The organism is Albidovulum marisflavi (assembly GCF_025751435.1).
Taxonomy (GTDB): domain Bacteria; phylum Pseudomonadota; class Alphaproteobacteria; order Rhodobacterales; family Rhodobacteraceae; genus Albidovulum; species Albidovulum marisflavi.
Map to the genome: position 1 here is coordinate 1 of NZ_JAOWKY010000004.1, position 12,949 is coordinate 12,949.

The 12,949-nt window shown below is 64.7% G+C and carries 15 protein-coding genes; 7 read left to right on the forward strand and 8 right to left on the reverse strand.

What is annotated here, in order from left to right:
• Positions 1 to 425 precede the first annotated feature (425 nt).
• From OEW28_RS13825 to OEW28_RS13835, 3 genes are all read left to right on the forward strand, one after another.
• On the forward strand, positions 426 to 908 hold the full coding sequence (locus OEW28_RS13825) for a PepSY domain-containing protein (protein WP_263735384.1): 483 nt from the start codon (positions 426 to 428) through the stop codon (positions 906 to 908).
• A gap of 109 nt (positions 909 to 1,017) precedes the next feature.
• A complete protein-coding gene (locus OEW28_RS13830) occupies positions 1,018 to 1,434 on the forward strand; it encodes a hypothetical protein (protein WP_263735385.1) in 417 nt (138 codons plus the stop codon).
• 54 nt (positions 1,435 to 1,488) lie between these two features.
• Entirely contained in the window at positions 1,489 to 2,001 is a 513-nt protein-coding gene (locus OEW28_RS13835; protein WP_263735386.1) for a helix-turn-helix transcriptional regulator, read from the forward strand.
• Here OEW28_RS13835 and OEW28_RS13840 read toward each other — a convergent pair.
• The 4 genes from OEW28_RS13840 to OEW28_RS13855 all read right to left on the reverse strand — a co-directional run bounded on the left by OEW28_RS13840 (position 1,998) and on the right by OEW28_RS13855 (position 4,903).
• On the reverse strand, positions 1,998 to 2,375 hold the full coding sequence (locus tag OEW28_RS13840; RefSeq protein WP_263735387.1) for a DUF2237 family protein: 378 nt from the start codon (positions 2,373 to 2,375) through the stop codon (positions 1,998 to 2,000). The genes OEW28_RS13835 and OEW28_RS13840 overlap by 4 nt on opposite strands.
• A gap of 10 nt (positions 2,376 to 2,385) precedes the next feature.
• Positions 2,386 to 3,438 carry a DUF2332 domain-containing protein gene (locus OEW28_RS13845; protein WP_263735388.1) on the reverse strand — a complete coding sequence of 351 codons (1,053 nt, stop codon included), beginning with the start codon at positions 3,436 to 3,438 and terminating at the stop codon, positions 2,386 to 2,388.
• Positions 3,435 to 4,127 carry an aminoacyl-tRNA hydrolase gene (gene pth, locus OEW28_RS13850; RefSeq protein WP_263735389.1) on the reverse strand — a complete coding sequence of 231 codons (693 nt, stop codon included), beginning with the start codon at positions 4,125 to 4,127 and terminating at the stop codon, positions 3,435 to 3,437. The genes OEW28_RS13845 and pth overlap by 4 nt, the downstream gene beginning before the upstream one ends.
• A gap of 158 nt (positions 4,128 to 4,285) precedes the next feature.
• Positions 4,286 to 4,903, reverse strand: coding sequence for a 50S ribosomal protein L25/general stress protein Ctc (locus tag OEW28_RS13855; RefSeq protein ID WP_263735390.1), 618 nt, complete (start codon positions 4,901 to 4,903; stop codon positions 4,286 to 4,288).
• Positions 4,904 to 5,076: 173 nt separating this feature from the next.
• Between OEW28_RS13855 and OEW28_RS13860 the strand changes: the two genes are divergently transcribed.
• Both OEW28_RS13860 and OEW28_RS13865 read left to right on the forward strand, forming a co-directional pair.
• Positions 5,077 to 6,258, forward strand: coding sequence for an MFS transporter (locus OEW28_RS13860; RefSeq protein ID WP_263735391.1), 1,182 nt, complete (start codon positions 5,077 to 5,079; stop codon positions 6,256 to 6,258).
• On the forward strand, positions 6,255 to 7,439 hold the full coding sequence (locus OEW28_RS13865) for an MFS transporter (RefSeq protein ID WP_263735392.1): 1,185 nt from the start codon (positions 6,255 to 6,257) through the stop codon (positions 7,437 to 7,439). The genes OEW28_RS13860 and OEW28_RS13865 overlap by 4 nt, the downstream gene beginning before the upstream one ends.
• Here the strand turns inward: OEW28_RS13865 and OEW28_RS13870 are convergent, their stop codons facing one another.
• Both OEW28_RS13870 and trpA read right to left on the reverse strand, forming a co-directional pair.
• The gene (locus tag OEW28_RS13870; RefSeq protein WP_263735393.1) at positions 7,440 to 8,603 is read right to left on the reverse strand and encodes an alpha-hydroxy acid oxidase; all 1,164 of its coding nucleotides are present in this window, start codon (positions 8,601 to 8,603) and stop codon (positions 7,440 to 7,442) included. It abuts the gene before it with no gap.
• A gap of 141 nt (positions 8,604 to 8,744) precedes the next feature.
• Entirely contained in the window at positions 8,745 to 9,536 is a 792-nt protein-coding gene (gene trpA / locus OEW28_RS13875; protein ID WP_263735394.1) for a tryptophan synthase subunit alpha, read from the reverse strand.
• Between the two features lie 146 nt (positions 9,537 to 9,682).
• On the opposite strand from trpA, the gene ychF reads away from it, so the two are divergent.
• Together ychF and OEW28_RS13885 are read left to right on the forward strand one after the other, a co-directional pair.
• Entirely contained in the window at positions 9,683 to 10,780 is a 1,098-nt protein-coding gene (ychF, locus tag OEW28_RS13880) for a redox-regulated ATPase YchF (RefSeq protein WP_263735395.1), read from the forward strand.
• A gap of 115 nt (positions 10,781 to 10,895) precedes the next feature.
• A complete protein-coding gene (locus OEW28_RS13885) occupies positions 10,896 to 11,129 on the forward strand; it encodes a glycine zipper 2TM domain-containing protein (protein WP_263735397.1) in 234 nt (77 codons plus the stop codon).
• Positions 11,130 to 11,153: 24 nt separating this feature from the next.
• Here the strand turns inward: OEW28_RS13885 and OEW28_RS13890 are convergent, their stop codons facing one another.
• Positions 11,154 to 11,543, reverse strand: coding sequence for a nuclear transport factor 2 family protein (locus tag OEW28_RS13890; RefSeq protein ID WP_263735398.1), 390 nt, complete (start codon positions 11,541 to 11,543; stop codon positions 11,154 to 11,156).
• Positions 11,540 to 12,916, reverse strand: coding sequence for an FAD-binding oxidoreductase (locus OEW28_RS13895; RefSeq protein ID WP_263735399.1), 1,377 nt, complete (start codon positions 12,914 to 12,916; stop codon positions 11,540 to 11,542). The genes OEW28_RS13890 and OEW28_RS13895 overlap by 4 nt, the downstream gene beginning before the upstream one ends.
• Positions 12,917 to 12,949 lie beyond the last annotated feature (33 nt).

Here is a 12,949-nt window from a genome sequence, read left to right on the forward strand (position 1 = left end):
TTCTGAATGTGATGGCAGCCTGAGGCCACTCGCGTGCCTGGCTTGCTGCCCACGACGAAGTGCTCGAGACCGCCTGCAGCTGCGACGTTCTTGTAGCCGTTGGCGCCGTCGGAACAGAGCACGGCATCGCTCGGAACCAGCGGCTTCATGGCGCGCTTGGGTATCCTCCGCGTAAAAGCCGAGTGATATAGGCCCTTCTGCGAAACAACGAAGCGCACCAACATGGTTTGCGGACACCCCCTTTTCATTCCCGCATTTGGCAGGCGCGAAGGCCGGGATAAACCCTGGTTTATGCGCCTTGACCCAGGGTTGTAGAGACACCGGCGTAAACATCGGACAGATTTCCCTGGTTCTCTGGGCGTCCGATCGTGTGTCTGCGTTCGCCCCATGGCGCCCCGCACCCTTGGACAACGAAAGGAAATCACATGTTCAGAAAACTCATGCTGACCTCCGCCTTCGCGGCCTTCTCAGCCGCCGGCGTTCTTGCCAGCAGCACGCCTGCGCTTGCGATCACCACCGAGGAGGTGATTTCGGGTCTGCAGGCTCAGGGATACACAAACATCGAGGTCAAGGTCGGTCCAAGCCAGATCAAGGCCGAGGCGTCCAACGGGACGGACAAGCTTGAAGTCATCTTCGACAAGGAAACGGGCGACGTCCTGAAAAGCGAGATCTACGAAGGCCAGGGGTCCGACGTGGATTCCGGAATCGAGATCGAGAACGAAGGCCAGGATTTCCTGGATGACGACGACGATGACGATCGGTCCGGCGACGATGACGATGACGATGACGATGACAGCGACGACGATGACGACGACGATGACAGCGACGACGATGACGATGACGATGACAATGGTGGAAGTGGTTCCGGCCACGACGAAAACGATGATCACGGCGGCGACGACGATTGATCCGCGATCGCGCCCCAATAGGGGCGCGCTCATCATTGGCCTTGCGCCCTTATAGTGGTTTTCAGATAGTGAGACCCAGTTCAGCAAACGCCGTCCGAGGCCAGACGTGATGCAGCGACGCCAGTTTATTTTGGCTGCGACGGCCGCGATGATTGCCGCGGCTCCCGCTCATGCGTCCGATATCGTTTCCGAGATCACCGCTCAGCTTCGCAAGCAGGGATACACCTCTATCTCTGTCACTCGCACGCTTCTGGGAAGGCAGCGCATATTCGCGCGAAGCAGCGAGTATCAGCGCGAGATCATCGTCAACCCGCGTACCGGGGAGATCCTGCGCGATTATTGGTCGGTGCTCTCCGGAGCCTCGATCGGCTCTGACGAGGACATGTCGATCATCAGCACTGGCTCGGGTGACGACGATGACGATGACGATGACGATGAAGAAGACGACGATGACAAGGAAGACAAGGAGGACGACAACTCCGGGTCGTCGGACAATTCTGGTTCAGGTGGGAGTGACGATGACTGACGTCCACCGATACAGGCGACCCATTCCGCGCTCTGAAACGAAGGCGAGGCCGGGGTGACAGGAAAAATCGTTGTTGTCACAATTCTTTTGGTTCAGGCCATTTGCGCGATCTTCTTCGTCTCTGACATCGTGCTTTCGGTTTTCAACATCTATGCGTCGCCGATCCCATGGCAGACGCGCGAGTACCTGGAGATCGGCGCGGCGGTCGGGTTGATCCTGGGGCTCGTCCTGGGGGCCACGGTCATTCACCACAATCATCGGGAACGCCGCCTGGCCGAGGAAAAGCTGCGCCGCGCCTCGGGGGCGTTCATGGAACTTCTGGCCGAGCGGTTCGACGAATGGGGCCTGACGCCTGCAGAGCAGGATGTTGCGCTTTTCGCGATCAAGGGCATGAGCACGGCGGAAATCGCCAACCTGCGCAGCACCTCGGAAGGCACGGTCAAGGCGCAGACGAACGCGATCTATCGCAAGGCAGGCGTCGCCGGGCGGCCCCAGCTTCTTAGCCTGTTCATCGAAGATCTGATGGAAGAGGGGGCATTGTCGCGGGTCAAGGCGAAGGCCAGCTAAACCTGTGCGTCGTTTTCTTGCAGGACGGCAAGCGGCACGATCTCAAGTGCGCGTTTGTGAGTTGCGGCCAGATCGACGCGCGGCGCGCAGCCTTCCTCATGTGCCTGCATGAAGCGGGCGGCGCACAGGCACCAGCGGTCTCCGGGTTTCAGGCCGGGGAACCTGTATTCGGGTCGCGGTGTGGACAGGTCGTTCCCGACATATTTCGAATAGGCAAGAAACTCGGCCGTCATGACCGCGCAGACCGTGTGGTTGCCGTGATCCTGGGCGCAGGTGTTGCAGTGCCCGTCGCGGAAGAACCCGGTCATGGGCGCGGTGGAGCAAGGTTCCAGCCTGCTTCCAAGGACGTTCACGCTTTCATCCTTCTGGATCATCGCGGGCCTTTCACGCAAAGGGCAAGGCAGTGGTTCCGGGCGCCTGCCAGTCGACCCAGCGGCCATGAAAATCGGCGCGGCCAAGCACGATCCTATGATCGCCGGGCCAAAGCCGCAAGCTCAGCGCCGCGCCGGTCCGGTCCGCGTCCGCCTCCATCCCGAACCAGGCCAGAGGGGTGTCAGTCGTGCTCGCCTCTCCCGCGGCCTCGATCAGGGCACGGCCGCGTGCCTTGGACGGCTCGGGGAAGTATTGCCAGGCGACCGTTGTGTAGACCAGCAAGAGCGTGCCGGGCAGGGAGGTCAGCCGGCCGCTCAGCCAGTCGACGGCGTCGCCCTTGTCCGGCGCTCGACCCGCAACAGCGATCGCCGCATCGGTCAGCGCCAGGCGTTCGGGCTGATCGGGCCAAAGATAGGACCGTAGCCGCAGGCGGTCCGCAGGCTGCCGGGTATCGATGGGCGCCAGATCCACCCCGGCCCGTTCCTTCACGAAGAAGGCGGCGCCAGGCGGAATCGCCCCCCGCCATTCGGGCATAAGGGTCAGGACCGGCCGCGCTGCGCCGAACCGCGATCCGCCCGCACACAAGGCGAACCGGTCGAAGTTCAGATTGAGCCCCGCGCTCGCACCCAGTTCGCGGACCCGAAGCGGGAGTGGGACCCGCGCCGCCAGCCAGTGGGCAAGCGCGATCAGGACCGCCGCCCGGCGAACTTCGTTCGTCTGAGGCGGACTGTCGATGAACCGGTCGATCGCCGTCGCCTCTGTCTCAAGCGCCAGGGAAACGGCGCGCCAAAGGCTGTCGTCATCCACGCCAAACGGAGGGTAGGCGGCGCACAAGCCCGCGTTGCCCGACAACTTCAGCGCGTGAAGCGCGCCCGCCAGCCGCAGCGGCACCGAGTCGCCTCTTGGCCCCAGTTCGCCGGACCAGCCGAACAACCGGTCGGTCAGCGCGGTTCCCGGCGTCAGGCGATCGGCCAGAAGTGTCATGAGCCTGGCCAAGAAGGGCGACCCAAGCGCTGCGCAGTTGGCCGCCTGTTCGTGAAAGGCGTCCCGCAGCGCGGTGCTCATCTGAACCTGTCCATCAGCTTTTGCAATGCGCTGCGCTGATCCGGTTCCGGCTCGGCCGCGGGGTCTGCTTCCGGGGCCGGGGCAGGCTTGGTCCCGCCCGTGGTCCCCGCCGACGACCGCGGCGGCGCGGTGCGCAGCGCGACCGCATTCTGGAAGCGTGCGGCGTCCCCTTCGGCCAGCGCCACCGCGCCGTCGGAAATGCCGCGCATCAGATCGTCCAGCCAATCGGCGTCCGCCTTGGAGAAGTCGGACAGCACGTAGGGCGCGACCCGGTCCTTGTGACCGGGATGGCCGATGCCCAGGCGAACCCGCTGATAGCCATCCCCGATGTGGGCGTGAAGCGAACGCAGGCCGTTGTGACCGGCGTGCCCACCCCCCATCTTCACGCGGCACTTGCCTGGCGCCAGATCGAGTTCGTCGTGAAAGACGGTGATCTCGGTCGGGTCGATCTTGAAGAACCTCATCGCCTCGCCCACCGACTGGCCGGAAAGGTTCATGAAGGTCTGGGGCTTGAGAAGGGCGACACGTTCCGAACCCAGTCGCCCCTCGGTGATCAACCCCTGGAACTTTGCGCGAAACGGCGGAAAGCCGTGATCTTCGGCAATCCGGTCCAGCGCCATGAAGCCGATGTTGTGGCGGTTGCCCGCGTATTTCTGCCCCGGATTGCCGAGGCCGACGAAAAGCCGCATGGGGTGCTCCGTTTTCCGCGCAGGCAAGCTAGGGCGGCAAGGTCGTGAATGCAACGCCGTCAACTGTTTGGCGGCCGTTTGTCCGGCCATCAATGGTCCGCAAACGAAAACGCAGGGCCCTGGGGCCCTGCGTCACTGTCCCTCTAACTGGCAGAGGATCAGGCTTCTTCGGCCTCTTCTTCAGCCTCGTCTTCCGCCGAGCGCAGGCCCGAAGGCGCCGCGATGTTGGCGATGACGAAGTTGCGCGTGATCGTCGGCTTGGCACCCGAGGGCAGCTCGATGTCGCCGATGTGGATCACGTCGCCGATTTCACGGCCGGTCAGGTCAACCGTGATGTGATCGGGGATGTCACCCGCGGTCACTTCCAGTTCGACTTCCGGGCGCACGATCGTGACGGTTCCGCCCTTTTTCAGACCCGGCGCCTTTTCGTGGTTGACGAAGGTGACGTGGATGAAAAGGTTGATGCGGGTGGTCCGGCGGATGCGCATCAGGTCGACGTGCGTCGGCAGGTCCTTGACCACGTCGCGCTGAACGCCGCGGCAGATCACGCGCACGTCTTCGTGGCCTTCAACCTTGAGGTTGAAAAGCGTCTGAAGGAAGCGGCCCGCCTTGAGGCGCTTCAGCAGCGAGTAGTAATTGATGTTGATCGCAAGCGGTTCTGCGCCGCCGCCATAAACGATGCCGGGTACGTTGCCCTCACGACGAGCTTGACGAGCGGCCCCCTTGCCTGTCCCCGTCCGTACCTCGGCGATAAGATCGGGGATCTCACCAGCCATTGGTCTCTCCATTCAAGTTAAGGGCATCCTCCAAGGGTGCATGCCCATGAGCGGGGGGCTATAGAGGCAAAACGCGACGATGGGAAGCGCAAAAACGCAAGGATGCGTGTCGCGCGCGGGAATGCCTGTCCGGACTTGTCCGGTGTAGAAGCCGAAGGTACGGAGTATTCGTGATGTCGCTTCTGGTCCAGATCCGTCTTGCCCGCGCGCCGCTCGTCGCCTTTGGCGCGATGGGCATGCTCTGGGGTGCCTTCGCCGCGCTGGTCCCGGACATCAAGGCGATGCTTGGCGCCTCGGACGCGCAATATGGCACACTTCTGTTTGCGACCCCGCTTGCCGCCGTTGCCGCGATGCTGATGGCGCCACGGATCGCGCCGCGTTTGGGAAGCAACGTCCTGCCGGTCTCGATGCTGGCGCTGGCGCTGTCCTTCTTTCTGCCTGGCTGGATGACGGTTCCGCTCTTCTTTGCCATCGCGATGATGGCGGTGGGGGCAAGCAACGGGTTTCTTGACGTCGCGATGAACGCCCGCGTCAGCGCGCTTGAAATCGCGCACGGGCTGCACCTGATGAACATCAATCACGCGGCCTATTCCTTCGGCTACGCGGCGTCCGCGGTTGCCACGGGGGTCGCGCGTGCCGCTGGCCACGCTCCGGGCGAGATCCTTGGCGCGGTTGCGGTGACGATCGGCGTGCTTGGCCTGCTGACCTACGAACGCGGTCCCGATATCAACGGGTTCGGGCGCAGCACGGGCCTTTCCGGCCGGCTGGGGATGCTGCCCGTCTGGGGCGGGCTGATCGTGCTGATTGCCTTTCTTGCCGAAAACGCGGCTGAAAACTGGTCGGCCCTGCATATCGAGCGGACGCTGGGCGGGTCCGTCCAGGAGGGCAGCTTCGGCCCCGCGGTCATGGCGCTGACCGCCGGGCTGGGCCGGACTGTCGGGCAGGTCGTCGTCGCGAAGGTCGCAGAGACGCGCCTGATGCGATGGGGTGTCGTTGTCGCGGCGCTTGGAATGGTCGTGACCGCGCTGGCGCCCTCGCCGCAGGCGGTCCACCTTGGCCTGATCGTGACGGGGCTTGGAACATCGGTCATTGCGCCCACGGCCTTTTCGGTTGTGGGGAGGCTGTCCGATCCCGGACGGCGCGCTCTGATGATCGCGCGGGCAACGACGCTTGGCTATCTGGGATATTTCTTCGGCCCGCCCGCGCTTGGTCTCGTGGCAGAGCTGTTCGGTCTGCGCGCGGCCTTCCTGGGCATCTCCGGCGTCATCCTTGTTGTCCTGCTGCTGTTCCCTCGGCTTCTGGCGTGCGGCGCCCAGACGCCCGCGCCGGGCAAGCCACCCCTGGGTGTTGCGTGACCGCGGTGTCGCATGGCGGTGTGGCCTCGCTGGTTTCGGCGGCGCGACTGTCGCGCGCGTCAAGCCTGGGCCTGATGGCGGTAGGGGTCTTCTGGGGGGCCTTCGCCGCCTATATTCCCGATATCAAGTCGCGCGTCGGTGCTCCTGACGGGGCCTTCGGGCTTGCGCTGATGATGGCGGCTGCGGGGGCGATCGTTTCGATGCAGGCCGCGCCCCGTGTCCTCGCCCGGTTCGGCCGGGCGACGATGCCGGCGGCAGGGGTGGTGGCGGCGCTGTTTTCCCTTTCCCCGCTCGCAGCCGGCGACACCGTCGGGCTTGGGATTGCTCTGTTTCTCATGGGCGCGTCGATCGCGATGATCGACATCACCTCGAACATCCGCCTTTCGCTTGAGGAGGCGGCAACCGGCCTGCCCCTGATGAATCTCAGCCATGCGGCCTTTTCGCTTGCCTTCGCTCTGGCTGCCTTCGCGGCAGCCCACGCGCGTCAGGCCGGCTGGCCGCCCGAGGCGTTCCTGCCGTTGTCGGCGCTGGTCATATTGGCCCTTGGCATCGGCACGGCGGAGGGCGCAAGCTGGCGCGCCGCGCCCGCAGTGCCCGAGGGTGCCAGCCCCCTGGACGGGATCATGCGCGCGGTCTGGCCGGTGGCGATCATCCTCTTCCTGGCATTCATATGTGAAAACGCGACCGACAGCTGGTCCGCTTTACACATCGAACGGACGCTGGGCGCGCCGATCGGCTTTGGCGGGTATGGGCCTGCGATGCTTGGGCTGACGATGGGGATCGGCCGTCTTGGGGGGCAAGTCGCTGCACAGCGACTGGGCGAGGTGTCGCTGATCCTGTGGTCGGCCGTCGTCGGCGCCTTCGGTGCGATCTTGACGGCGCTGGCCTGGGCGCCCTGGGTCGGGGTGGCGGGCGTGGCCTTCCTTGGCTTCGGCTCTGCGGTCCTTGTCCCCTCGGCCAACACGATCCTCGGCCGCCTGGTCCGTCCCGACCAACGCGGCCTGGCGTTGTCGCGGGCCTGGATGTTCGGCTTCGCGGGCTTCTTCATCGGGCCTTCCCTGATGGGGCAGGTCTCGGACGCCTTCGGGCTCCGTTGGGCTTTTGGCACGATCGCTCTGCTGATGGCCGCGATCCTGCCGGTTACCATCCATCTTGCCCGACTTCAGACGCGGTTGCGCTGATCAGCTGTAGGCGTCCAGAAACCCCTTCGGCAAGAGCACGTTGTGCCGCCCGACCGCAGATATGGCGCGCTCTCCGCAGAGCGCCATCGAAGTGTCAAGCTCCTTGCGGATAAGCTCAAGCGCGGTGGTCACGCCCCGTTCGCCCATAGCACCCAGGCCGTAGACATAGGCGCGGCCGATCATCGTGCCCTTGGCGCCAAGCGCCACCGCCTTCAGCACGTCCTGTCCCGAACGTATGCCGCCATCCATCCAGACCTCGGTCCTGTCGCCCACGGCCGCCACGATTTCCGGCAGCATGCGGATCGACGACAGCGCCCCATCCAACTGCCGCCCGCCGTGGTTGGAAACAACGATCGCGTCCGCGCCCACGCCCACGGCGTGTTCGGCATCCTCGGCGTCAAGGATCCCTTTCAGGATCACCTTGCCGCCCCACATGTCGCGCAGCTTCGCGATCTTGTCCCAGTTCAGAGCGTGATCGAACTTCTGCGCGGTCCAGGCGGACAGGGACGAGGGGTCATCCACGCCTTCGACATGCCCCACGATATTGCCGAAGAAGCGCCGCTTGGTGCCCAGCATCTCAAGCCCCCAGGCCCACTTCGTGGCCAGGTTCAGCATGGTCGGGATGGTGAACTTGGGTGGCGCGGACAGGCCATTCTTCAGGTCCTTGTGCCGCTGCCCGAGGATCTGAAGGTCGACCGTGATCACCAGCGCCGAGCATCCCGCAGCCTTGGCCCGGTTGATGATCCTTGCGTTGAAGTCGTCGTCGTTCAACGTGTAGATCTGGAACCAGAATGGTGCCTGGGTGTGTTCCGCCACGTCCTCGATCGAACAGATCGACATCGTGGACAGGGTGAAGGGCACGCCGAACTTCTGCGCAGCGCGTGCCGCCTTGATTTCACCGTCTGCATTCTGCATCCCGGTGAACCCGACGGGGGCCAGTGCGACCGGCATTGCGACGTCCTGCCCGATCATCCGGGTGGAGACGCTTCTGCCCGTCATGTCCCGCGCGATGCGCTGGCGCAGCCGTATTTCCGCGAAATCCGCGACATTGTCCCGGAAGGTCTGCTCGCTCCAACTGCCGCTTTCGGTGTAATCGTAGAACATCTTCGGGACGCGCTGCCGGTAGATCTTCTTCAGGTCGTAGATGTTGGTGATCACGGGCATGGGTGCCTCCGGATTGGTAATATTTCTTTACCGATATTGGCTGCGATCTGCAACGTTTTCGCTGCGCGGATGCAAAAGTGGCGTCTGATGCGGGATTTTCTGCATCAGACGCCACATGAAGGCCTTCCCGGTTCCGAGAGGTCAGGCGCTGTGCGCGCCTTCGGCCAAGCTTTGAACGAAGGACAGGATTTCCGGCACCGAATGCTTTTGCTCGACCATCTTGACGATTGCGGACCCCACCACGGCGCCGTCCGCGACGGTCGCGATTGCGCGGGCGGCGTCCGGCGTGCGGATGCCGAAGCCCACGATGACGGGCAGGTCGGTCGCGGCCTTGATGCGCGCGACTTCGGGGGCCACGTCGGTCGCCTGAGCGGCGGCGGCGCCGGTGATGCCGGTGATGGACACATAGTAAACGAAGCCCGAGGTGTTCTGCATGACCTTGGGCAGGCGCTTGTCATCGGTCGTGGGCGTGGCCAGACGGATGAAGTTCAGACCCGCCTTCTGTGCGGGAATGCAAAGCTCGTCATCCTCTTCGGGCGGCAGGTCGACCACGATCAGCCCGTCGATCCCGGCGGCCTTCGCGTCGGCCAGGAAGCGCTCGACGCCGCGCGAATAGATCGGGTTGTAATAGCCCATCATCACGATCGGCGTATCATCGTCGCCCTTGCGAAACTCCGCCGCCATGTCGAGCGTCTTTTGCAGCGTCTGCCCGCCGTCAAGCGCGCGCTGACCCGCAAGCTGGATCGTCGGACCGTCGGCCATGGGGTCAGTGAAGGGAATTCCCAGTTCGATGATGTCGACGCCCGCGCCCGGAAGCCCCTTCATCAATTCAAGGGAACTATCATAGTCGGGATCGCCCGCCATGGTGTAGGAGACAAAGGCCTTTTTGCCCTCTGCTCTCAATGCGGCGAACTTGCGGTCGATCCGGGTCATGCGAAATCTCCTTGAGCGTCCAGCGGGTCTTGCAGAAAAGCGTCGGGAAAATCAATGGGGCATGGCGCCCAACTGGGCGGCAGGGCTTGACGCCCCTTGGCCTTGCCCCCTAGATGCGCGCGATTTTCGGGGCAAGGAGCGGGAAAATGAGCTTCAGGATGGGCATCGTCGGATTGCCGAACGTGGGCAAGTCCACGCTTTTCAACGCGCTGACCCGGACGGCCGCCGCGCAGGCAGCGAACTTCCCCTTCTGCACCATCGAGCCCAACGTGGGCGAGGTCGCCGTCCCCGACGCACGGCTTGACAAGCTTGCCGCCATCGCCGGATCGAAGCAGATCATTCCGACGCGGATCACCTTCGTCGATATCGCGGGCCTCGTCCGCGGCGCATCGAAGGGCGAGGGGCTGGGCAACCAGTTCCTGGCCAACATCCGTGAGGTCGACGCCATCGCCCACGTCCTGCGCTGCTTCGAGGACGGCGACATCACCCATGTCGAGGGGCGCATCGACCCAGTGGCCGACGCCGAAACCATCGAGACCGAGCTGATGATCGCCGACATGGAGTCGATCGAGCGGCGGCTGGCCAACATCGCGCGAAAGATCAAGGGCGGCGACAAGGAGGCGGTGGCGCAGGAACGGCTTATGAAGCTGGCGCTGGCCGCCCTGGAAAACGGCAGGCCCGCGCGCACGGTGAGCGTCGCCGACGAGGACGAGAAAGCGTGGCGGATGCTGCAGCTTCTGACCTCGAAGCCCGTTCTCTACGTCTGCAACGTCGAAGAGGCGAAAGCCGCGACCGGCAATTCCCAGTCCGACCGCGTGGCCGAGATGGCCGCGAAACAGGGCGCAGGCGTCGTCGTGATCTCTGCCCGGATCGAAGAGGAACTGGCCCAGATGCCCGAAGAGGACGCGGCCATGTTTCTTGAGGAGATGGGGCTGGAGGAGGCCGGGCTGGACCGCCTGATCCGCGCCGCCTACGACCTTCTGGGCCTTCAAACCTACTTCACCGTCGGCCCCAAGGAAGCCCGCGCCTGGACGATCACCAAGGGCACGCTGGCGCCGCAGGCGGCGGGCGTCATCCATGGCGACTTCGAGCGCGGCTTCATCCGGGCGGAAACCATCGCCTATGACGACTACGTCACCGGCAATGGTGAGGCGGGCGCGCGCGAGGCAGGCAAGTTCCGCGTCGAAGGCAAGACCTATGAGGTCAAGGACGGCGACGTCCTTCACTTCCTGTTCAACGCCTAGCGCGCCCGGCGGACACGGGCGGAGGGAAATCGCCCGAAAACCTGCGGCAACGCACTTTCAATCTGGCTCTGGCGCGATACCTTTGAAGGGTAAACTCCTTCAAGGGGGCTAAGACATGAAGAAAAGCGTGATCATTGGCGGAGTTCTTGCCGCCGCGTTTGCCCTTCAGGGCTGTGCCACGCAGCAAGCGTCCGAAGCCGAACTTCGCTGCGCGGGCGGTACCCTGACGGGCGCCGCCGTGGGCGGGTTCATCGGCAACCAGTTCGGCAGCGGCACCGGAACCACGATCACCACGCTTGCTGGTGCGGGCGTGGGCGCCACGGCAGGGGCCAACGCTGCCTGCAACTGAGCACCCGTTCCGGCAGGGCCTGCTTCAGCCCTCTGCCGAAAATTGCGCCGAGACGACACGCCATCCAGTATGGGTCTGCACAAGAAGGGCGGACAGTACGGCACCGATTCGACCGGCGTCGCTGCCGTCCGGGTTCGAAAGACCCGAAAGCACGAAACGCTGCATCGCCTGCGCGACGCCTGGCGCCACGGGGCGCATCTTCGTGCGCCCGCTGACCAGTCGCACGCGGGCAAGGGTGCCGGCAAGTTCGGCGGACAGCACCTGTTCGATCGCCTCGTGGCCTTCGGCCCAGGCGCCGGTCAGCGACAGGAAATCGGCGTCCGCGGTGAACAAGCCGGTTATCGTCGCAAGATCGCGGGACGAGAAGGCGTGCGAAAACGCGCGGGGGAAGTCGGCGGGGTCTTGCAGGGTCATTGCGATACCTCGACGACCTTGCCGGGGTTGAGGATGCCTTCGGGGTCCAGCGCGCGCTTGATCCGGGCCATCACCTCCCATGCCTCTCCATGTTCAAGCAGCATCAGCCCCTTCTTGCCCAGCCCTACGCCATGTTCGCCGGTGATCGTGCCGCCCAGGCGAAGCGCGCGTTCGGCCAGCCGCCGGGTCAGGTCCTTGGCGCGGGCAAGTTCGTCCGCGTCGTCGCGCCCCAAAAGCAGGATGGCGTGAAAGTTGCCGTCGCCCACATGGCCCAGGATCGGGCCGACAAGGTCCAGTTCCGCGATGTCGGCGCGGGTTTCCGCCACGGCCTCGGCCAGACGAGAGATGGGGACGCAGATGTCGGTCACCATCCCCATGCAACCCGGACGTGACGCGATGCAGGCGCGATAGGCGCCATGGCGCATCCGCCATAGCCTGTTGCGGTCCTCGGTCGTGGTGGCCCAGTCAAATCCGAGTGCTCCGAAGCTGTCTGCAATATCGCCGAAGCGCCGGGCGTCCTCGGCGGCGCCGGTCGCGGAGCCGTGGAACTCCACCATCAGGTGCGGCAGCTCGGGGAAGGCCGTGCCCGACTGCGCGTTGAAGATCCGCGCCACGGCTTCGTCCACGAACTCGATCCGCGCCATGGGGATGCCGGATTGAATCGTCGCGATCACGGCCTCGACAGCCGAGTTGAATTCGGGGAAGGCGCAGACGGCGGCCGATATCGCCTCTGGCTGGCCATGCAGGCGCAAGGTCAGTTCGGTGATCAGGCCAAGCGTGCCCTCCGAGCCGACGAACAGTCCCGTCAAATCGTAACCCGCCGCCGACTTGCGCGCGCCTGAGCCGGTCCGGATTACGCGCCCGTCGGCCAGCACGACCTCAAGCGCGACGACGTTGTCGCGCATCGTTCCATATCGCACCGTGGTGGTGCCCGAGGCGCGGGTGCCCGCCATGCCGCCGATAGTGGCGTTCGCGCCCGGATCGACCGGGAACATCAGCCCCGTCGCCCGCAGTTCGGCGTTCAACGCCTCGCGCGTGATTCCGGGTTGCACGACGACCTGCATGTCGCCGGGCCGAACCTGAAGCACCTTGTCCATGCGCGAAAAGTCGACAGCGACGCCACCCTGGATCGCAAGCGCGTGCCCCTCAAGCGAGGTGCCCGCGCCCCAAGCCACCACGGGACATCCATGACGCGCGCAGATGCCCACAATGCGCGCAACCTCTTCGGTCGTGGCGGGGTAGGCCACGGCGTCCGGCGGTGTCTCGGGGAACCAGGATTCGTTTTGGCCGTGCTGAAGGAGATCGGGCTTGGACCAACTCAGCCGATCCCCTAGAAGTTGTCTGAGTTCGGCAAGCGCCGCGTCGTGGGGCATGATGTCCTTCCGGCTGTTGGCGCGGGCGACCCT